Below are 407 nucleotides of genomic sequence, written 5' to 3'. Positions count from 1 at the left end.
CCGCCAACCAAGATGGACGCCCACCAGCTGACCGAAGAAGGCTACTACGGCATCTACGGCAAGGCCGGTGCACGCATGGAAATGCCAGGCTGCTCGCTGTGCATGGGTAACCAGGCACGGGTGCAGACCGGTTCGACCGTGGTCTCCACCTCCACCCGTAACTTCCCGAACCGCCTGGGCGACGCCACCAACGTCTACCTGGCCTCGGCAGAGCTGGCGGCCGTTGCCTCGATCCTGGGCAAACTGCCGACCGTCGAAGAGTACATGGAGTACGCGAAGAACATCGACAGCATGGCTGCCGACGTCTACCGCTACCTGAGCTTCGACCAGATCGCCGAGTTCCGCGAAGCGGCGGCGAGCGCCAACATCCCGGTCGTTCAAGCGTAAGCTGAACCCTGGGTAAAAAA

At 62.4% G+C, this 407-nt stretch carries 1 protein-coding gene; it reads left to right on the top strand.

From position 1 onward, the window contains the following. Window positions 1-387, top strand: a 387-nt coding sequence (locus tag M2D63_RS25545; RefSeq protein ID WP_285865868.1) for an aconitase family protein, incomplete at its 5' end; no start/stop codon positions are given. Between the last annotated feature and the right edge of the window lie 20 nt (window positions 388-407).

It is taken from the genome of Pseudomonas sp. BJa5 (assembly GCF_030272875.2).
Lineage (GTDB): Bacteria > Pseudomonadota > Gammaproteobacteria > Pseudomonadales > Pseudomonadaceae > Aquipseudomonas.
This window is presented reverse-complemented; position numbering and strand designations above follow the sequence as displayed.